Below are 22,432 nucleotides of genomic sequence, written 5' to 3'. Positions count from 1 at the left end.
CTCTTTCAATAATACTTATTGATTTAAACCTCTAGTTTATTGTTTTCAGGCCGGTAATTGAATATCAAAAACGAGTAGGAGTAAACAATAAAAAAGCCTGACTATAAAAATCATCAGGCTTAGGCTTATCCTTTGTATCTTAAAACTATCTAACGACCAACCTCTTAATAGATGAAAGCTCCGGACCACTTACTCGGATGAGATACATCCCAGACTTAAGGCTACTTACATCGAAGGTATGCTCAGTCGTTCCTCCTTCATATTGTACTGATTTCAATATGGTTCCACTAAGAGTTACTAGTTCGATACGAGTAGCTGCACCTGAATTTAATTTTACCGTTGCATGATCAGTAGATGGGTTAGGATAAACGCTTACGGATATATCTTCAAAAGCCCCAACGCTTACACGCTTGATTTCAGAGTATTCAAATGCTCCATCAAAATCTACTTGCTTCAGTCGATAGAAATTGAATCCAGCGTTTAAATCTCTATGTGTAAATGCATAATCAGAAACTGAACTCACCGTACCATTTCCTTCAACCTCACCAACCTTTAAAAAGTCTATTCCATCATTGGAGTATTCTATATCAAAGTGATCATTGTTTATTTCTTGGGCAGTAACCCATTCCAGAACGGCATTTCTTTCATCCAAAGACACTTTGAAACTTATCAGTTCAACAGGAAGTGGTGAGACAGAATTGTACAGGTAATCTGGCACATTAGCAAACTGTCCACTCTGTCCTTCGGTAAAATCATTGAAGTAATTTCCATCGCCATTTGTATCCTCAGAGATTGTAGGGTTTCCATCATTATCATCATCATCATCTCTGAAATTTGACAATCCGTCACCATCTGCATTGGGTAGTGCAGCACCAATACCACCTTGATCAGGATCAAAAGCATCCAAAATGCCGTCACCGTCAAGATCAATGTTTCCTTCATTGGTATCCAGGATCAAGTCGTTATCATCGTCCCAAGATGGTGTTCCATCAAAGTTAGAATCATGACCTTCAAATAGATCCCCCAATCCTGGGTTTCCGGCACTATCTCCGTCAGAATCCAAATCAAGGTAATCAGGATTTGCATCACCATCTGTATTTAAAATAACTAGGGGAGTGCCACCATTATCTGGATCAACTGTGTCATTTAGTCCATCTCCATCTGTATCAACGAAGTTGTCCAATATCCCGTCTCTATTATTGTCAACGCCATTGTTTTCTGCGGCATCTGTAATACCATCATTATCTGAATCCCTATCTAAGAAATCAGGGAGACCATCATCATAGCCCGTTCCATTGTCTGAGTCTGGATTCGACAATGCTACACCACCATCATCCGTATCAACATCATTAGCGTGACCATCTCCATCCGTATCATTCGCATTGATGTATGACCAAAGGTATGCACCTTCAGACGTCATGTTTGCTGGCAATGAACCTCCGTTAGCTTCTATTGCATCTGGAATACCATCGTTATCTGAATCTAAATCCTGATGATTTGGTACGCCATCTAAATCCTGATCAAAATTATCATTGATACCATCGGAATTTATGTCGGTAAACCCAGCAAAGTCATTATCTTGAAAATTCAATATTCCATCTCCATCCGCATCTGCAGAAGGGTCTGTTCCATTACCTTCTTCCATATCTGTCAATCCATCATTATCACTATCATTATCAGCAGAATCCTGAACTCCATCATTGTCGGAATCATCTGCACAACTATTAAATGTTAAGGCATCTACATATGGTACACCAGAAACAAAAGAGAATCGAATATACCTTGCTCCACCAGCAGGGACTGTGTAATCGTTAGTTTCAAAACCTGTTCTTTGGGTTATATTAGAAAAGGTAACATCGCCCGAGAAAGTAACATTATCGGTTGAAGCAGAAACTGTTTGAGCAGATGCAGCCTCATTTGCACTCATCACAATAGAAATGTTAGAACCTGCTGCTACAGTTTCTCCAAGGTCAAGAGTATAATTTTGACCGGCTCCATCCATAAATGCCAGGGTGAAGCGATTATCACCACTTCCTGCATAGTCGGGAGCTCCAATTGCAGATCCTGTTCTGGATCCTCCATTGTTTGTAGCTACAGCAAAGGCATTGGCAGTACCATTGTTTGTCTTACCTGGTCCACAAGTGTTACCATTTGATTCTAGGTAATCAGGTGTTCCATTAGCTGGGCTAGTGTCCACACTTTCATCAGATGTAGGCCTCCCGTCACCATCATCATCACTATCTCTCCAGTCAGACTCACTATCACTGTCCGTATTTTGAAGTACAACAGGTGTTGCATCAAAGTCGTCATCAATTCCATTATCATTTAAGTCAGCACCAGAAGGAGTATTATCAGCCACCCCATCAGCATTGTTATCATTGGCTTCAATTAGATCGGAAATGCCATCATTATCACTGTCATCATCCTGAAAGTCAGGTGTACCATCTCCGTCATGATCATTACCAATGATTGGAATACCTGTAACTCCTCCACAATTTGCACCAGTACAATCACCATCGAACGAGTCATCTATTCCGTCTCCGTCAGTGTCCACTCCAGATGGAGTTCCTATGTAACCAGCAGTAGACTGTCCCTCTCTAAGATCAAAGACGCCATCTCCATCTGAGTCTCCATCTCTATAATCTGGATTTCCGTCACCATCAGAATCTGTGAATAGATCAGGAATGCCATTTGCATTTGTATCTATTCCTACAGACTCTATCGAGTCTGGAATACCGTCACCATCACCATCAGCATCTTCAAAATCACTTAGCCCATCACCATCAAAATCATTATTAGGAAGAGGAGTGCCACTTGTGACAGCCCCATCTGTATTATCAATATCGTCAACCAACCCATCTCCATCTATATCATTAGCAGCAGCATAAGTGGTAGGATATTGTCCATTTTCATTCATATTGGCAGGCAATACTCCGTCATTTGCTTCTATCGCATTTGGAATACCATCACCATCAATATCTAAGTCGTATCTATCTACAATGCCATCTCCATCCGTATCTACTACATCAGACTGTTGTGAGTCTGGAACTCCATCATTGTTGTCATCTAAGTCTGTTGCATTATCTACTCCGTCTCCATCAGGATCATTGGTAAAAAATAGGTAATCTGGAGTAGGAGACCCGCCTTGTGTAAAATCGTCAGCAAAGTTTCCATTGGAATTAAAATCTTCGGCAGAGGTTGCTACTCCATCTCCATCATCATCAATATCTCTAAAATCAACTGTGAGATCTGTGTCTGTATCTTGATTAGGAGCAGTGATGCCAGTGATAGATCCACATGGCGCACAATCAGCATCATAGGCGTCATCGAGACCATCATTGTCAGTATCAGTCCCTGAAGCTAGTTGATCAGCTACACCATCTGCGTTTGTGTCTCTACTTTCAACACTATCGGATATGCCATCATCGTCAGAATCTGTATCTCGATAGTCCGCATTGCTATCGCTATCCGTATTGACAGGAACAATAGCCACTCCTGTTACACCTCCGCATGGAGCACAATCAGTGTCATAAGAATCATCAATCCCATCTCCATCAGTATCTACATTCGAAAGAGCTATATACCCAGCGATCGATTGAGCCTCAACGTCATCCGTAATTCCATCTTCATCGGTATCTATATCCAGGTAGTCAGGAAGTGAATCTCCATCTGTATTTCTTGCGAATTTCCCAATACTACCGTTTAGGAGTGTTGTCCCAAAAAGATCTGGATCAAATGCGTCATGAAGACCATCATTAGTAGCATCTACAAAATTGTCAATTTGACCATTACCATCGGTATCCTCACCACCAGCTTCTACCAGGTCCATAATTCCATCATTGTCACTATCCAAATCTCTAAAATCATTTGCTGTGTCACCATCCGTGTTTGGATTAGTAAATGCAGTGCCTCCGGTAGATGTGTCTACATCATTAACGATTCCGTCTCCATCAGAGTCGTTTGCTAGAGCATATGATGGGGGGTATGCTCCGTCTTCATCCATATTAGCTGGAAGAAATCCTCCATTAGCTTCGATAGCATCAGGTATGCCATCATTATCTGTGTCTTTATCTATGTGATCTGGTACACCATCTAAATCTAAATCTCTTCGGTCATCAATTCCATCCGCATTGGTGTCTGTAAAACCAGCAAAGTCTGTGTCGAGATAGTCAGGAATCTTATCTCCATCAGTATCAAGTGAAGGATCTACACCACCACCTTCTATAATATCCGGAATACCATTGTTGTTGTCATCAGGATCATTAATATCAAGTACTTCATCGTAATCATGGTCAATACCACACCAGGTAAAATCATTGATACCTATTTTTTGAAATCCATCAGGAACAATGTGATCTGCATATTTGATGACTAAAGAATCGACTGTTTGGTTTAGACAGATTCTGACATTCGCTAAATACTCATCATCTTCTGAGATTGTTCTACCCACAATAAAGTTGTTGTCTTTAAGGATGTTGGAACTGCCATTGATGATATTATCACTATCCAAAACAACCAAATCTCCATCTCTGAAAATATTGACAGCCATTGAATCGAGCCAGTTGCCAGCACCAAAGTCAATATCAAGTAGGTCGAAGCAGAAGCCTTCTAAAGGACGGTCAAATTTGATAGACAATTCGGAGAAATTTGTATTGGTAGCTAGCGTTTGACCAACAAGAACATAATTCTCTCCATGAATATCATTATCTATTTCATAATTAACTGCAGATCCTGAAGGATCAGTGAAGTCAAATGTGATGTTTGAGGCTTCTACGGTGAAAACAGGCCCTGGCGTATCTCCAACAGTAAAATCTTCAAAATCTAATATAGACCCATCTTCACATGCTGAAATATAATCAGGGATCCCGTCACCATTAGTATCAGGTATTTCAGCAGACGTAAGTATGCCATCTCCATCATCATCTGTATCTCTATAATCTGGTGTTGTATCGTCATCCACAAGATTCGCAGCTACTATAGCTGCAGAACCTGTCAAGTTTCCTACTTCATAGATTCCATTAACGATATCCAGATTATCGTCTATCCCGTCTCCATCCGCATCAGTTCCAGCTAGGGCTAAATCTGCAACTCCATTAAAATCAATGTCATTCCCCTCAATCAAATCGCTAACACCATCATTATCCGAGTCATTATCTAAATAATCCCTTTGATCTATCCCATCGGTATTAGCCGGTAAACCTCCTGAGGTTGGTAAGTTTTCAATTGAATCTAAGATCCCGTCATCATCAGAATCCAGGTCTAAGGCATCTGGTGCGCCATCTAAGTCACTATCGAAGTTATCGTCTGTATTATCTCCATTTGCATCTACTCTTCCTGCAAAGTCAGCATCGTAAACGTTAGGAATTCCATCAGAATCTGCATCTCCTGGAGTGTATCCTTCCACTGTGTTAAGTATTCCATCACCATCAGAGTCTGTTTCAGCATCATCTTTAATACCGTCATTGTCAAAGTCCTGAGAACAATAATCAAAATCGCCAATTCCAAAAAACTGACCATTGGTGCCGGCATTGCTATCGTAAATAATTTCTAATCGCTGAATTGCTCCGGGAAAACAAATGATAACATTCGATCTTGGATTATTTCCAAAAAATGTAGGAGAGGCACCAATTCCCTCAAAAACATTTGCGCCATTGTACTGAATTCTATCACCCTGATCCGATAAATTTCCTGCAACAAGCGTTATAAGAACATTATTATGATCATATGCATTGACAGTTACAAAATCGGCACTTCCTTCACCGGTATCTATATCCAATAATTGGAAGCAGAAGTCGTAAAGCAGATCTCCGCTAAAATCAATAACATATGTATTTATCTCATTATCGCCTTGAGCGATACCCCAAACGGTGTTGAATACTCCAAAAGCTGTAGGAAGTTCTGCGAATGCACCTACGTCATTAAAAGTGATTCCGCCAGATCCGGAAACTGAATAGGCAAAATCCACTGTTTTGTCCGTGTACGTATTGCCAGTAGGCGTGCCAGTATGATCATCCCAGTCAAAATCTGCTCGGGCAGCACAATTGTCTTGAGCATATAGGTAGACTGAAGCAAAAATGAACGCTATTAAAAATGCAAAGAATGACTTTACGATCTTGATCATGGGCTTTAAGTAATTTCAGTTGACTGGTTAACTATTTATATAAGTACGTAATCAAATTCACTAACAGATTGCATACCGATACAATAATCTCAATTACAAAATTATCTAAGCCATTTGGTCCTCTGAGGTAATTTCGATGAACGAGTCCTCTCAGCAGTCTTCAAGCATTATTTTACGATAAACCGAAATTTGGAATATGATTTTATGATCATTTTCGAGGTATTAGGTCATATTTTAAAGACTAGAACTCAAAGTTGAAGCGCTATAAAAATCAACAAAAATCCATTTTTTAAGCTGATAAATTCGATCATTAAAGAGGAATGTTCTAGGAATATTTTGAATAATAAGACTCCATTAATGCCCTTTTTACTATGATTTTTAAACTGAATTTTCCACGACATTTCGACTAATGGGTTGATTATTACATACATTATCAAATGACAATATATTATCTTTGAATCATTAACCGTCATTTTAAATCTTAGAGGATGAGAAGCAATAGTTTGAAGAGAAATCTTTTTTTACTGTCTTTGTTGACTGCAGTTACTTTTTTTGAAACAAAAGGTCAAGATTGTAACTGTGTAGCCTCCGCTACGGATCTAACTGTCACAAGTGGCCAAACAGTCGTTGTAAATGCCTATTATTCAGGAAGTGCTAATGCTGTGGCTGGAAGTACTAGTATTACCATTGGGGCAAAAAGAACAATTCCAGGAGCTTTTATAGACAATGCAGGTACGATAGCAAGTGGAGATCTTTTAATGATCATTCAAATGCAAGGGGCTGAAATAGACCCTACTATTTCAGATATTACGGTAACCTTCGTAGCAGGAGCAGACGACTACACCACTTCTGATTATGGGGATGGCCCTGGGGGGTTGGATCACGAAGGGTTTGTAGATAACGGAAATTACATCGCCGGTCAATATGAATTTGTGATGGCAACAAATGCTATCGGAGCTGGGGGAGGTACACTTACAATCGAAGATCCTTTAACTAATTCATACATAGCAAACACAACTCCTATTGCTACAATAGGAAAAAGATCTTTTCAGGTAATCAAAGTAGGTAATTACAATGATTTGACGGTTGACACAGGAGGAGAAATCACAACGGTTCCTTGGAATGGAGAGACTGGAGGCATTATTAGCATAGATGCTTTGGGTACAATGAACTTAAATGGAACAATAGATGCAGATTTTGCCGGCTTTAGAGGGGGACACCTGGACTTATCAGGAGGAGATAATTCTGACCCAGATAATGGATTCCGAGGTGAAGGTATTGCAGGTTCTCCTACCCAAGTTTTTGGGTATAACGATGATTTTACGACGATAGCTGGTAATACTGGATTAGCTCAAGGGTATCCGGGAGGAACTGAAAATATAGATTGTGATATTGACTTTAATGGCAATGTATTTAATAATATTAATATTGTTTGGACTGCAGATAGAGGACAAGGTGCAGCAGGTAACGCCGGTGGTGGAGGCTTACTCAACAATGGTGGTGGTGGTGGAAGTAATGGTAGTGGTGGTGGAAATGGCGCCAACGAAGGTACCATAAGCTCTGGTGGAGGTGCCGTTATTGATCTAGAAAATGGAAATCGACTCATTCTTGGTGGAGGCGGAGGGTCCGGTGGTCAGACTGATGTGTTGAACGATGGGTTTCCTGAAGATGTAAATAGTGGTAGACCTGGTGCTGGTTCAGTGCTTATACGGGCAGGTGTACTTGAGAGTACAGGAGCGACTGGAGTAATCAATGCGAATGGCGATGATGGGAATACCTTTGCCGCAGCAAACCAAGTGGCTGATGACGATGGTTCCGCGGGAGGCGGAGGAGCAGGAGGAACAGTAATTGTTATTACCAGTTCTGAAGATATTTCTGACTTAACCATAAACTCTACAGGAGGTGATGGTGCCGGTCTTACTGGTGTTCAGGTTTTTGCATCTCCCGATGGAGGAGGTGGAGGTGGAAGCGGAGGAAACGTGATGTTGGTCCGTAGAGGAGGTGAGTTCACAGCTACCCCTACAATTGATGTAACTGGAGGTGCTCTGGGTGCTACGCAAGGTACACCGGATGATACCTCAACAGGAGGAGATGGAGCTGTTACGTTACTTACTACACCGCCAGTTGCAAGCCTGGATTGCCCTTTGATTGCCACCGCTCCAGCAGCACCAGGAGGTGTTGATAATGCGATTATATGGTTCAATCCTGAGCAAAATGTCACATATAATGGCAGTAATCAAGTAAGTGCTTGGAACGATTTTAGCGCAAGTAATTTTACAGCTACTACAACGGCTGTTACCGGTATTACCGGTACTACACCAGACTATATTGCGGGATCTTTTACAGATACTGAAACAAGTTCCAATCCTAATTTTAATTTCAACTCTTCTATTTCTTTTAATGAAGGAGCTGATAACGATGACTATTTGGCTTTTACTGCTTTCAATAATTTAAGTACAGGAGAGATAACCTCATTTTCCGTTGTGAATTTCCCTGCTGCTAGTCCAAATGATCAGACTATTTACTCCTATCTTCCCAATGACAGTCAGGATGATGAACTAGATTTGGGCATTACAAATGATGGTGGTTCTGACGGAATTAGGAAGCGTGTACTAGATAATTCAATAGATCGTACAGGGGATTTAAGAAATGATGAGACCCGAATTATAGCGACAGATTATGATAACGTAGATGCAAACATTTATTTAAACAATGGATCGGGAACAAACGCAGCTTTAGTAGCCGGAACGCTTGATGTAGCAGGGACCTTTGTGATAGGACAAGACCTAGATGACTTTACTACACCTGCTTTCGATAATACAAGAGAACTTCGAGGGCAGATTGGAGAGGTTATTTACTTTAGTAGAATCCTCACAGATACAGAAAGACAAAAAGTATCCTCCTATTTAGGAATTAAATATGGCATTACCATAGATCAAACGACCGATCAAGACTATCTGAATTCAGTAGCTGATCCAATTTATCCGGTTGTTACGGAAACGGCCAGTTATGCAGCCTTTGATAATGATATAGCCGGTATTGGAAGAGATGATGGATCTGGACTAAGTCAGCTAAGATCAAAAAGTATCAACACAGATGCCATTCTTACCGGAAGTCGAGCGGAAGGATTTGCTATTGATCGACAGTTTTTGGTTTGGGGTAATAACGATGGTGGGACAACATTCAATACCACAGAGATTAGTACAGGGATAACAAATCGTATACAGCGAGAATGGAGAGTAGCCACAACCAATTCTCCTGATCCCGTAGATTTTTCGTTTGATTTAAGCGGGACCACCAGTACCCCTGCAGTTTCGGATAATGTTGCTCTGATCATAGATGACGATGGCGATTTCAGCAATGGATTTTTACGTACAATTTCTGCAAATACCTGGGATGGATCTACAGCTACATTCGAGAATGTAGTTTTAAATGACGATGAGGTAATGACTGTAGCTACAGTGCCTTCCACTCCTGGAGGAGCTCCTGATCTAGAACTATGGTTAAAAGCCGATGCAGGAACGACAGGCACAAACCCAGTAACAGTTTGGACGGATCAGAGTGGAAATAGCAATGGAGCTACGGCAGTAGCCAACGGTCCTGAATTACAAACAAATGTTATCAATTTTAATCCAGCTTTAGATTTTGATGATACAAATACCGAGTCTTTAAGAGGCGCTAATGGTGGGGCAAATACACCAAGTTATTACATTGTTTTTCAGCCTGATGATCAAATAACAGATGCTTCTGGAGGACAAGCTCCTTTCGGATTTGATACGCCAAGTGCAAATGACAACTTTGGAGGTTTAGTACTCGGATCGGTAACAGGTGCATTTGCAGGTGAAGTTATTACCCATGTTGTTGGTGGTTCTGGAGCTAGATATAGAACCGGAGTATCAGGAATTACACTTGGAGCTGGAGTTCCACTGCTAGTTGCAGTGAGAGATAATGCTCCAACTGCAACCATATCTGATATTTTCTTAGGAGGTACAGATGTAGATAACTTACTGGACGCAACAATTATTACTGAGCTAGATGAAAATTATGATATAGGAAGATCTAATACAGGTAATGCTTTTAGTGTAAATCAGTTTGACGGAAAAGTTGCAGAACTTCTTACATACAATAGCCAGACAAGTGATACAGACCACCAAAAGATTCAATCTTATTTGGCTGTTAAATATGGAATTACACTCGATGGAAGTGAGGCAGACTATATTGCTTCTGATGGCGATTTTATCTATGAAACGGTTGTGGTACCTGCTGACTATAATAATGATATAGCAGGGATAGGAAGAGATGACATTAGCGAATTGGATCAGAGAAAATCGCTTAGTATAAATACGGGAGCTATCGTAACCATGGCGGTTACAGATAATGGAGGAACATTTGCAAGTCCTAATGCTTTTACAAACAATCTTTCTTATTTGGCTTGGGGTAATGATAACGATGATGATGGTACGATTGAAGATGTAACCACTGAGGTGCCTTCTAATATTGTTACTAGGTTAGACAGGGAATGGAGGGTTCAAGAAAAGGGAACTGTTGGGAATGCTACTCTTGAATTTGATATCAGTGGAGTTACTGCTAATGGAGGTGGGGACTTTACGGGAAGAACAGCTACTAGCTTTTTATTAATGGTTGATGATGGAGGAGATTTTAGCAATGGTATTTCAAGAAGCATAGCTGCCACAGCTTATGATGCAGTAAATGAAATTGTCACATTTGATGTGGATTTCGAGGATGGAGATATCTTCTCTTTAGCAACATCACTTGTAGCACCTTCGCCTGGAGGAGTTTCAACAAGCTTGCAATTATGGTTAAAAGCGAATGTGGGAGTTACCGGATCAGCCCCAATTACTGCCTGGACTGATCAATCGGGTAATGGGAATGATGCAACTGCAAGCGGAGACCCTCAATTGACAAGCGAGGGACTTAATTTTAATAATACAATAACATTGGACGGGACAGGAGATGAATTGATAACCGCGCTAAGTATCAATGAATCAGTTTCTCCGGATCTTGCAGTGATTGCAGTTTATGTTCCGCGTATAGACAATGCAGGCGCTGTATGGGGAGAAGATGATGGAGGTTTTGATAGATTCTTAAGTGATGTCACAACAGATGGCTGTACCGATGCAGTATCTAACGGTACGGATTGTAGTGATAATAACATTACAGACCTATTTGTAACAGGCTCTCCAAGTTTAACATCAGTCGTTTTTGATGAAGGTGCTGCAGCTGGTTCGACCGTATTTGTTAACGGCACAAGCCAGACTACATTTACATCGAATCATGGAACTGAAGCTTCTGATAATTTCACTATAGGAGGAATTGGTTCAAGTGCGTCACTTTTTGATGGAGATATTGCAGAGGTAATTGTATATGATCAATTACTTTCTACTGGTACAGATCGTGCGCAAATCGAATCTTATCTAGCAACCAAGTATGGTATTACGTTAAACAATGGTGACTTTGATTATGTCAGTGCCGTAGGAACAGTCTTTTTCCCTGGAAACTCTGATGCTGATTTCGCTTCGTTTAGAACAGATGTGGCTGGAATTGGAAGAGATGATAATGCAAATTATGAGCAGTTATCATCTGGATCAGTAAACACTACAGCAATTCTTTCTGTAACTAAGAATGAAGTGTTTGATGGAAGTGATCAGTATATAATGTGGGCACATAATGGTTCAGTTGTCGGTTCATCTGGAGCGACTGATTTTCCTTCCGGTACTGAAAGTAGATTAGACCGAGAATGGAGAATTAAACTGACTAGCTCACCTAGTGGAACGATAGATATGACATTTGATCTGTCCGAGGCAACAGTTGATCAAGCGTCTGATTTGAGATTACTCGTTGATTCTGATGGCGATTTTAGCAATGCTACAGTACTGAGTCCGGCTGTGTCACAGAATGGAAGTAACTATACTTTTTCATCAGTCGATATTTCAAATTTTTCTAACAAAGACTTCTTTACCCTTGCAACAATCGATAGAGCCAGTACACCTCTTCCTCTGGATTTCTTATCATTTGTTGTAGAAGAGAGTGGAGGCAATTCTTTACTTAGCTGGACAACTACAAATGAAGTAAGTGTTGATCGTTTTGAAATCGAACGAAGTGGAAATGGAATTGATTTCGAAACAATTGGCCAGTTTAAGGCAAATAATATATCCGACGCAATTAATTCATACGAATTTTCTGATAATAATCCATTGAATCAGATCAATTACTATAGAATAAAGCAAGTAGATTTTGATGGAGTCTTTGAGTATACAAGAATCGAATTTGTAATTATTACGAATGATGCATGGGAGGTTAGTGTTTACCCTAATCCTACGACCAACTCTTTAAATATTGCAACGACTTTACCTACATCTGGTAGAATGAAAGTCATAGACATGTCTGGTAAGATCATCATGGATTATCCTGCAGTTAATGATCGAATTAATACATTGAATGTGTCTAGCTTGGTTAAAGGTATTTATCATTTGGAGTTTGATTCAATCTTAGGAATCCAACGAGTGAGGTTTATAAAGAATTAAGACAAGACAGAAATAAAACAAAAAAGCAAGATGCAAGTCTTGCTTTTTTTGTTTGTGATCATTCTAATAAAAACGAAATTATGTCTAGAAGATTGATTTTATCAATCCAAATAAAAAACCCAGCAAATTTACATTTACTGGGTTTTCACTTTAAGCGGTCCGGACGGGACTCGAACCCGCGACCTCCTGCGTGACAGGCAGGCATTCTAACCAGCTGAACTACCGGACCGTGCTGTAAAGCGTTGCAAAAGTAAGAGCTTATATTTTTCTAAACAATAGCTAAATGGTTATTTTCTTAAGAATATTTTAAATCTGTTTAATGCTTTCACAGTAAGTTTGTTATTGCAAACTCAATCTTATGCTATTAGACTTTGAAAAACAGATTTTTGAACTAGAATCTAAACTTACTGACATGAAGGATCTGGCGAAAACCAGTGATGTTGATGTGTCTGATGCAGTAAGTCAACTAGAGAAGAAAATATTGAAATTAAAGAAAGAGACGTTCAGTAACCTAACCAGATGGCAAAGAGTCCAGCTGTCTCGTCATCCGGAGAGACCTTACACGCTTGATTATATATATGAGATCACCAATGACTTTATTGAGTTACACGGGGATAGAACGGTAAAAGATGATAAAGCGATGGTCGGAGGGTTTGGCACGCTAGGAGACCAATCGGTTATGTTTATCGGCCAGCAAAAAGGAAGATCTACAAAACAACGCCAAATGCGAAATTTTGGCATGGCCAATCCTGAAGGATATAGAAAAGCTTTGCGACTGATGAAGATGGCTGAAAAGTTCAATAAGCCTGTTGTTACACTAATTGATACTCCTGGGGCTTTTCCTGGGCTAGAAGCTGAAGAACGTGGGCAAGGTGAAGCCATTGCGAGAAACCTCAAAGAGATGGCTGTATTAAAAGTTCCAGTGATCTGTATTATAATAGGAGAGGGAGCTTCTGGAGGAGCTCTAGGTATAGCCATTGGAGACAAAGTATTTATGATGGAGAATACCTGGTATTCAGTAATATCACCTGAATCCTGTTCTTCAATCCTATGGAGAAGTTGGGATTACAAAGAACAAGCAGCCGAAGCTCTTAAATTGACAGCTGATGATATGCTTAAAAACAAATTGATTGATGGAATCATTAAAGAACCGCTTGGTGGAGCACACAATGATTTATCTGCAGCATCGAAAGAACTGAAAAAGATAATCCTAAAAGAGCTTAAAGAACTTTCAGCGAAAAAACCTGATGAAAGAATCAAAGAACGTATAGAGAAATTCTCTGCTATGGGTTCGTATAGTTAATATGAAAAAGATCAACTGGGCTGATCACCTAATGGGCTTTTTCTCCGTTATTCTGGGAGTTTCATTGGCATTTATTATTTCCAATGAATCGGAAAGAGCTAAGGAGAAAAAGGATTTTCAGCTCAATGTTGTAGCCATTCTTGAAGAGGTAGAATCAGATATACACACTTTTGAGTCCTATCAGATTCCAGACAACAAGGAGAAACTGGCACTCATGCAAGAGGCTATTCAATTGTTGACATTGAAAAAGGGAGGAGATAGCTTAAGTGAAAAAATGGCTGTCTTTTTTGATATTAACAATTATGCTCCAACAAATATTACAATCAACAGTCTTATATCATCAGGAAAACTTGATTTGATAAGTGATTTCGAACTCAAAAAAAAGATATTATCCTACCAGAATTCTTCAGAAGAATTAGTAGCACAAGGAGATTTTCAAGTATCTTTTTTAATGGATCAGGTAATTCCATGGTTTGTAAGTAAAAGTGAGTATTTCACTGGAGAAAAAAGCATTGGTGAACAAGGCGGGGATGAAAATTCTGATGCTATCATGATTTTTTCACTGTATACTGCGTTTATTCAAAGTAAGGTTAGCAAGTATGAAGCTGCCTTAGAGGATGCTAAAGAACTTGAAAGTATGTTGAGAAAATACCAATTGGATAAATAGTATTTATGATAAGCGCAATACTAGGAGGTTTATACAAATTGTCTGGATGGAAGGTCGATGGAAGTAAACCATCTGATGTTAAGAAATATGTCATCATCGTAGCTCCTCATACAAGTAATTGGGACTTTTTTGTTGGGTGGGGGGCGAGAAATGTAATCGGCTTTAAACCCAACTTCCTTGCTAAGCGTGAACTTTTCAAAATACCCTTAATAGGTTGGTTCTTATCGTTTATAGGAGGTGTGCCTGTTGACAGAAGAAGCAAGAAGAAAAGTACCCAGTTGGTTCAGCAGGTTGTAGATCTTTTCAACGAACGAGAAGAATTCATTATGACCATAACACCGGAAGGAACCAGAAGCCATGCTCCGCGGTGGAAGACTGGTTTCTACCGGATAGCAAATGAAGCCAATGTTCCTATTGTTAAAATTGGGTTTGATTACGCAACTAAAACAGTATTCGTAGATAAACCATTTTATACTAAGGGTGATATGAATAAAGAAATTGAAGAAATAAAAGATTATTTCCGACAATTCAAAGGGAAGAATCCTGAAAACGGAGTGACTTAAAGTATTTAGCAAATAAAAAAGGCTTCCATTTGGAAGCCTTTTTTATTTCATTTTCAACGATCTATTTCGTCTCTGCCTTTTTGCGAGTGGTTCTTCTTTTTGGTTTTACTTCCTCTTCAATGACGTCTTCTACATCAGAAAGAATCCTTCCGCAGTGCTCACAAACTATAATTTTCTTCTTTTCTCTTATTTCTGCTTGCTTCTGAGGAGGTACAACATTGAAACATCCGCCACAAGCTCCTCTTTTAACAGGAACAACAGCTAGACCATTTCTCATATTTATTCTTACCTTATCGTAAGATTTAATGAGTCTGTCATCAACATTTTTAGCGGCTTTTGTTCGATCTTTCTCCATCTTCTGCTCATCAGCTTCAGACTCCTTCACAATATTATCAAGCTCCTCTTTCTTGCTTTTGAGATCCTTTTCTCTCTCACTTAGAGTAGATTTTGTTTCTCCTATCTCTTCCTTTTTAGAATCGATTTTTTCGTGAGCCTCTTTGATTCGTTTTTCAAGAATTTGAATCTCAAGCTGTTGCAATTCAACCTCCTTAGTAATCGCATCATATTCACGATTATTTCGAACATTCATCTGCTGCTCTTCATACTTTTTAATCAGCTTTTCAGCATCTTTTATAGCAGTCTTGTTAGCAGATATTGCTTCTTCTAAATCTTTTTGATCTTGATCTTGCTTATCAATTCTGGTTTGGTATCCGGCTATTTCATCTTCCAGATCCTGAACCTCCTCAGGGAGTGCTCCCCTAATTTTCTTTATTTCGTCAATTTTTGAGTCTAACGCTTGAAGTTTTTCTAAAGCCTCTAGCTTTTTAGCTACTGTATTTTCCATTCAGTTTTCTATAGATATTTGATCGGGTTCGTGTCTACCTTCGACAAACAGAACGCAAACTTAGTGAAATTTTTAGTTAAAGCATCCTGTAGTAACTCTTTAGTGAATACCTCACTTTCATAGTGACCAATGTCAGCAATAATTATCTGATTATTCGCTTCAAAAAAGTCATGGTATTTGAAGTCTGCAGTAATCAATATGTCTGCTTGCTTAGAAATAGCTTGATCTAATAAAAAGCTTCCCGATCCCCCACAAATTGCTACTTTCTTGATTTTACCCTTGACAGTCTTCGTATGACGGATGGTATTTAAATTCATAGCAGATTTCAATTCCAATAGAAACTGTTCTGGATTTACCTCCCTGTCCAATTCGCCTATCATACCTGATCCAACTTCTTGATTCAGATTATTCAAAACATTGATATAATGCGCTACCTCTTCATATGGATGGCTACTTTTAGCTGCAGACAAAACACTATTCAACTTATGGTTTGGTACGATTACTTCGATTCTGGTTTCTTCTGTTTGTTCATTCATGCCCTGTGTACCTATTGTGGGGTTGCTCGCTTCATTCCCACGGTAGGTTCCAGTCCCATCAATCTGAAAGCTACAATGATCATAATTCCCAATCATACCAGCTCCAGCGGTATACATTGCCGCTAGAACATCCTCTTTATTATCTTTTGGAACGAAAACCGTAAGCTTGGATAGTGTGTTCTTTTTGGGGGATAAAATGGACAGATTAGTGAGTCCTATTTTTTCTCCTATTTTTCTATTCACCCCCGTGTGAACATTGTCTAGATTAGTATGGATAGCATAGATAGCTATATCATTCTTTATTGCTTTCCTTATACATTTATCAATCCAATGTGAGTTTCCGATACGCTTGATTCCCTTAAATATGAATGGGTGATGAGCAATAATGAGATTTGATTGAGAATTAATAGCCTCATCAACAACTTCTTCTGTCACATCAAGTGTAATAAGAGCTTGATTAACTGTATCATTCTTTTCGCCGAGCAATAGACCGGAGTTATCATAATTTTCTTGAAGTGAGGGGTGAGCCCAAGAATCTAGAAATTCAGTAATATCTTTTATCTGCATAAAATTCTTTATTCGCACTCTACAATTATAGTTTATCCTAGATGGATTTTTGATTTCACCTTAAGCAAATAACAATGAAATGGAATGCTTTTTGTAAATGTCTGCAAAATGCATTCAATCCATCCAAACCAATCATTAGATTTGTGCGTGCGTCAAATTTTATCACTAGTAGCAGTTTGTTTTCTTATAAACCTTTCAGCCCAGATTGTAGATGATTCTACCAAGCAGGTTTATGGACCAAGTACAACTGAGTATACGTTTCAAAATAATCTCCTTAATAATATTGATCTCTATCAAAAAGTAGATACTTCAATCTATCTTTTCGAAAGGCAATCCTTTGTAAATCGATCTGGAAGGAAATATCAAAATCTGGGAAACTTAGGAACAGCTTTATTTCCGATATTCTATACTCCACAGAAAATGTTTGGAAGGACATCAGGATTTAATGCTTATGATCAGTATGCTTTCCAACCATCTGAGATCAAATATTATGATACTAAATCCCCATTTATAGAGTTATTTGTGCTATTGGGTGGGGGCAACCGAAACATCGTAGATATTGGCTTTTCCAGAAATGTAAATGAAAACTGGAACCTTGGCTTTGATGTTCGTAAGATTACTGCAAACAAGCAACTAGCACCAACAAATCAAACAGATCGGCAAGTTTTAGGAACTTCTTTCGTCGCTTATACCCATTATAAGCATTCAACAGCTCCTTATCAAATGACCGCTAACTACTCCAGTATGAGCCACAAGGTGGCTGAGGTAGGAGGTGCACGACCAACTTCGGAAAACTTAAGAAGTGATTTTTTTCTTTTTAACAATTCTCTCGTCCGATTAGAAGAGGCACAAAGTGTTGTAAAGACTTCTAGATGGCATCTTTACCAGGATTATCAAATCGCAGAGCAATTTCAGCTGTATCACACCTTTGACTATCGGAAAGAAACGAATATCTATCAGGATGTTGCTGATGGATCAGCAGCTGATGGATATAATCCGTACTTAGATTTTTATGATGAATTTCTATTAGGAACTGACTCGACAAATGAGAGAGCGGTGTTTACGTCTTTATCTAATGAGGCAGGAATAAAAGGGGATCTTTCGTCAGTATTCTATCGGTTTTATGCTCGTTTGCGCTCCATTGACTGGCAATACCTTCTTTACGATCCAAGAGAAGCAACAGTTGAAAAATACCTAGGAGCATATGCTCGATTTAATTGGAAGGAAAAATTTAAAATCTCTACCAATGCTGAATATTTAGGAGGAGGAGAATATCAATTTGGAGGTAATCTATCCAGCGATTTTATTGATATTAGTTACAATTCCATGAAATTTAATGTTCCCTTTATCTATACAGACTACTTTGGAAATCATCACGAATGGCACAATTCGTTTGACCCGGTCTTCACCAATAAATTAGAAGGAACAATAAAATTGAATTTTAATTCTTTCGAATTGAGGCCTAAAGCAAGTTTTACAGCCTACAATAATTTTGTGTATTTCGATGAGGAAATAAACCCACAACAATCCAGTGATGGTGTTCTTATCTCTTCGTTTGGCGGAGATTTTAACCTTCGATTATACAATGATAAAAAGGAGGGATGGCATCTTGAAAATGAAATTATAGCAACTAATATTTCTGGAGGTTCATCTGATTTTATTAGAATTCCTGACCTTTATTTCAATGGACGTTATTTTTGGAGAGGAAATTGGTTTAAAGACCTTGTACCTGTAGAATTTGGAATAGATGCACACGCACGTTCTTCTTATTTAGGTAATGCATATGCTCCTGAGATTCAGCAATTTTATCTTCAAAATGATCAAGAGATATTCGGATATATGGCTACCGACCTTTTCTTGAATATGAAGATTGATAAATTCTTTTTTATGCTGAAGTGGACTCATTTTAATGAGCCAAGAAATGATGGATACTTTGTTACTCCAAATTACCCTGGCCAGCAGAAAGTAATTGATTTAGCTATTAGATGGATGTTTTTTGACTAATGAATCCTGCTAAAACGACTTTAGGACTTGAGTTACCCACAGACCCAAGATGGGTAAACATTGCTGAAAAAAATATTGAGGATATCTTGGTTGATCATGCCTATTGTGAGCAAAAAGCTGCTTCCTCTTGTATTTCACTTATCATCATGTTTCCTGAACGCGAAAAACTTGTGGATGTACTTACACCAGTAGTGGCTGAGGAGTGGGCACATTTTGAGTTGGTAATTTCACATTTGAAGAAGCGAGGATTTGGCCTGGGGAAGCCCAGAAAAGATGAATATGTCTCTCGATTGAATGGAATTATAAAGAAGGGAGGTGCCAGAGAAGAACAATTAGTTGAACGGCTATTGATGAATGCGCTAATAGAAGCTAGAAGCTGTGAACGATTTAAACTACTTTGGAAAAACCTGGACGATCAGGAGCTTCAACGATTTTACTATGATTTAATGATTTCTGAAGCTGGTCATTATCACAATTTTATTGATTTGGCTAAAGAATATATGGACGAAGAGAGGGTTGAGAAGCGTTGGAAAGAATTCCTCACCGGAGAAGCAGACATCATGAGAGATCTTGTGCCACGTCCAGATCGAATGCACTAGAAGAAATACTTATTCTTATCTGTGGGTTGATTTTAATGATTTCTGCTATCAATTCATTTTCTTCTGTAAGAGATATAGGTATATCGTCATTTGGTCATAGTACTTGTTTCTGAGTAATATCGTTTCACTAGGTCTTTTGTTTCTTCTTTTTTGCTGCTGGAAATAGAATGTTATTTAATATCAATCGATACCCAGCAGAATTTGGATGTAAGTTTAGATCAGTAGGGGGTTCATTGACAAAATGTTGATAATCTTCCGGATCATGCCCACCATAAAACGTCCAAAATCCTCGTCCCATTATTCCATGAATATACTTCGCTTCATTGATACTTGGCGTTTGCCCCATCACGATTACATCTCCTTTGACCAGTTGCTTTTTGAAACCAGTAGTTTGCCCCATAAAGCCATGGATGATCTGCTGATGATTCTGAGTTAGCATAGTTGGTATTGGATCCCATTTTGCGGAGAATTCAAATAAAGTGAAGTAATCATTCCTCTCAATCAAGCCTCGCTCATTTGCTTGATTATCTATGTTGGAGTACTCATAACGCATTGGGTCTCGCTCAATAGTGAAATTTTCAAATGCCATAGTCTTAGAGAAGTCAAGCTTCGATTGCGCTCGTGGATCAGCTGGGTCTCCGTCATAGATATTTTCTACAATATCCAATCCCTCGGCAGCAAGAGCAATGTCGTATGTATCCGTAGCTGAACACATGGCAAACAAAAATCCTCCGCTAGCTACGTAAGATTTAATTCGTTGGACAGTAGCTAACTTAAGTTGTGAAACTTTACTAAATCCATGCTTTTTAGCAGATTCCTCATATTCACGCTGTTGCTGTTGATACCAGGGAAAGTGATGATATGCTCTATAAAATTTGCCATACTGTCCGGTAAAGTCCTCATGGTGTAAATGAAGCCAATCATACTTGGGAAGTTCGTCACCCATGATTTCGTCATCAAAGATTACATCATAAGGTATTTCAGCGTACGTCAGTACCAATGTAACAGCATCGTCCCAGGGCTGCTTACTTTTTGGAGAATAGACCGCAATTTTTGGAAATTTCTCAAGTTTCATCACATCCATGTTGGAAGATGGACTAGCAATCAGATTGAGAACATCATTGGCCTCCGCATCTGAAATGACTTGATAAGAAACTCCTCTTATAATGCATTCATTTTCAAAGGCTTGCAGATGTTTAATCATAAAACTTCCACCCTTATAATTAAGCATCCAATCAACTTCCACTTCTTTTTCAAGAATCCAATAAGCTATTCCATAAGCTTTCAGGTGATTAGACTGACCCTCATCCATTGGGATAAGGATATATGCCGCCTGACTGGATATAAATACATTTAAGAAAATTAGTAACAATATTCCCCGCATATGCATCACTTTTGTATATACAACGTTAATCAAAATCATGTGTTTTACTAAAGCCAAACGATGAACATTCGCGAAAACATTAAAGAAGGAATTAAATCCATTAAGGCTAATAAGCTTAGAACATTCCTGACTGCAGCCATTATTTCCATTGGTATCACATCTTTGGTTGGTATTTTAACTGCCATAGATGGAATTCAGAATTCAATTAATAATAGCTTCTCTAGTCTTGGCGCAAACACATTTGATATTGAAGATAAGCGGAGAGATAGAGGATCTTCAGATGGAAAAAAGGCGAAGAGGTATCCTAAGGTCACTTATAATGAACTATTAACTTTCAAAGAGAAGTATGAAGGACCTGGAGTTGTCTCAATATATACGGTAATTACAGGGCAAGCTGAAGTGAAGTATGAATCGAAGGTTACTAACCCAAATCAAATTGTTAGGGGTGGGGATGAAAATTACCTCACAGTAGATGGATATGATGTAGATCAAGGTCGGCCATTCTCAGCCAATGAAAGCTTAAATGGTAGTTATGTGGCTCTTGTTGGGAGTGATGTAATCGATGAACTGTTTGATGACAATGAGAGTCCTGTGGGTAAGAAAATTAGCTTGATGGGGAATAAGTTCAGAATTGTGGGGACAATTGCAGAACAGGGAGGAGCAAGTGGTAATTCGAATATAGACAGGACCATAATTATTCCGATGCAAACGGCTAGGATAATAGCACCAGAAAGAAATTTTGGATATGAAATAGCAGTTTCTGTTACTGATCCTACGCAGATGGAAAATGCGATGGGAATCGCCCGCGGTTTAATGCGAGCGATTCGTCAAGATAGACTTGGAGATGAAGATTCATTTGAACTCTCCGCTAGTAAATCGCTTGCTGAGCGTATGGGAGAAATCACGGGCTACCTTAGAGCAGGTGGATTTACAATAGGTTTCGTTACTCTTATAGGAGCTTCAATTGGCTTGATGAATATCATGCTTGTTTCTGTTACAGAGAGGACAAGAGAGATTGGGGTTCGAAAAGCTTTGGGTGCCACACCATTAAAAATTCGTCAGCAGTTCTTAATTGAAGCAATTGTAATCTGTCAAATGGGGGGTATAGGAGGTATTGTACTGGGAATGACCATAGGAAACCTGACATCATCATTGATATTTAATTCCGGTTTTGTAGTTCCATGGCTATGGATGTTCATCGCAGTACTAATTGGTGTTGCAGTAGGATTAATATCTGGTTATATCCCAGCCTACAAAGCGTCTAAGCTTGACCCTATCGACTCATTGAGGTTTGAATAA

11 protein-coding genes and 1 tRNA gene are annotated in these 22,432 nt (G+C 39.0%); 7 read left to right on the top strand and 5 right to left on the bottom strand.

Going from position 1 to position 22,432, the window contains the following annotated elements; translation table 11 throughout:
* Positions 1-145: 145 nt before the first annotated feature.
* Entirely contained in the window at positions 146-6,121 is a 5,976-nt protein-coding gene (locus ABJQ32_01730; protein ID MEP5288337.1) for a T9SS type A sorting domain-containing protein, read from the bottom strand.
* A 488-nt stretch (positions 6,122-6,609) separates the two neighbouring features.
* Between ABJQ32_01730 and ABJQ32_01725 the strand changes: the two genes are divergently transcribed.
* Positions 6,610-12,666 (top strand): T9SS type A sorting domain-containing protein, encoded by a 6,057-nt coding sequence (locus ABJQ32_01725; GenBank protein ID MEP5288336.1) that lies wholly within the window; start codon positions 6,610-6,612, stop codon positions 12,664-12,666.
* A 155-nt stretch (positions 12,667-12,821) separates the two neighbouring features.
* Here ABJQ32_01725 and ABJQ32_01720 read toward each other — a convergent pair.
* A tRNA-Asp gene (locus tag ABJQ32_01720) sits at positions 12,822-12,895 on the bottom strand.
* Positions 12,896-13,024: 129 nt separating this feature from the next.
* Here ABJQ32_01720 and ABJQ32_01715 point away from each other — a divergent pair.
* The 3 genes from ABJQ32_01715 to ABJQ32_01705 are packed head-to-tail and all read left to right on the top strand — an operon-like array spanning position 13,025 to position 15,199.
* Entirely contained in the window at positions 13,025-13,969 is a 945-nt protein-coding gene (locus tag ABJQ32_01715) for an acetyl-CoA carboxylase carboxyltransferase subunit alpha (protein MEP5288335.1), read from the top strand.
* 1 nt (position 13,970) lies between these two features.
* On the top strand, positions 13,971-14,636 hold the full coding sequence (locus tag ABJQ32_01710; protein MEP5288334.1) for a hypothetical protein: 666 nt from the start codon (positions 13,971-13,973) through the stop codon (positions 14,634-14,636).
* Between the two features lie 5 nt (positions 14,637-14,641).
* Positions 14,642-15,199, top strand: coding sequence for a 1-acyl-sn-glycerol-3-phosphate acyltransferase (locus ABJQ32_01705; GenBank protein ID MEP5288333.1), 558 nt, complete (start codon positions 14,642-14,644; stop codon positions 15,197-15,199).
* A 61-nt stretch (positions 15,200-15,260) separates the two neighbouring features.
* Here the strand turns inward: ABJQ32_01705 and ABJQ32_01700 are convergent, their stop codons facing one another.
* Positions 15,261-16,043, bottom strand: coding sequence for a C4-type zinc ribbon domain-containing protein (locus tag ABJQ32_01700; GenBank protein ID MEP5288332.1), 783 nt, complete (start codon positions 16,041-16,043; stop codon positions 15,261-15,263).
* A gap of 8 nt (positions 16,044-16,051) precedes the next feature.
* A complete protein-coding gene (locus tag ABJQ32_01695) occupies positions 16,052-17,146 on the bottom strand; it encodes a Nif3-like dinuclear metal center hexameric protein (protein MEP5288331.1) in 1,095 nt (364 codons plus the stop codon).
* 108 nt (positions 17,147-17,254) lie between these two features.
* On the opposite strand from ABJQ32_01695, the gene ABJQ32_01690 reads away from it, so the two are divergent.
* Positions 17,255-19,150 carry a putative porin gene (locus ABJQ32_01690; protein MEP5288330.1) on the top strand — a complete coding sequence of 632 codons (1,896 nt, stop codon included), beginning with the start codon at positions 17,255-17,257 and terminating at the stop codon, positions 19,148-19,150.
* Entirely contained in the window at positions 19,150-19,749 is a 600-nt protein-coding gene (locus tag ABJQ32_01685) for a tRNA-(ms[2]io[6]A)-hydroxylase (GenBank protein MEP5288329.1), read from the top strand. Before ABJQ32_01690 ends, ABJQ32_01685 begins: the two co-directional genes overlap by 1 nt.
* 127 nt (positions 19,750-19,876) lie before the next feature.
* Here the strand turns inward: ABJQ32_01685 and ABJQ32_01680 are convergent, their stop codons facing one another.
* Entirely contained in the window at positions 19,877-21,172 is a 1,296-nt protein-coding gene (locus tag ABJQ32_01680; protein MEP5288328.1) for a hypothetical protein, read from the bottom strand.
* A gap of 21 nt (positions 21,173-21,193) precedes the next feature.
* Here ABJQ32_01680 and ABJQ32_01675 point away from each other — a divergent pair, with 21 nt between their 5' ends.
* Positions 21,194-22,432, top strand: a complete 1,239-nt coding sequence (locus ABJQ32_01675) for an ABC transporter permease (GenBank protein ID MEP5288327.1) — start codon at positions 21,194-21,196, stop codon at positions 22,430-22,432.

It is taken from the genome of Marinobacter alexandrii (assembly GCA_039984955.1).
Classification (GTDB): domain Bacteria; phylum Bacteroidota; class Bacteroidia; order Cytophagales; family Cyclobacteriaceae; genus Ekhidna.
This window is presented reverse-complemented; position numbering and strand designations above follow the sequence as displayed.